Here is a 227-nt window from a genome sequence, read left to right on the forward strand (position 1 = left end):
CTGGGAGGGCAAGCCCTCCTGGGATAGAAACAACGGAACAAGGTGCATCCACCACCGCGCAGCGGTGATTGTTCGCGGCCAGGATGCGGAGCGAACGGGTATCGGTCAGCGCGGGCAACCGCGCCGTAGCCTTGAAGACCAGGGCTACCTGGGCATGTCGCCGACAACGTCGGCAGGCATTTCGGTGGTAGGTGTGGCGGCAGGTTCGTCAGCCGCCAGCATGTCCA

1 pseudogene is annotated in these 227 nt (G+C 64.3%); it reads right to left on the reverse strand.

Annotated features, from left to right (window positions below):
- Window positions 1–144: 144 nt before the first annotated feature.
- A pseudogene (locus K206_RS43515) lies at window positions 145–227 on the reverse strand (disulfide bond formation protein DsbA); the annotation flags it as partial.

The sequence above is a fragment of the Cupriavidus sp. WS genome (genome assembly GCF_000395345.1).
GTDB lineage: Bacteria > Pseudomonadota > Gammaproteobacteria > Burkholderiales > Burkholderiaceae > Cupriavidus > Cupriavidus basilensis_B.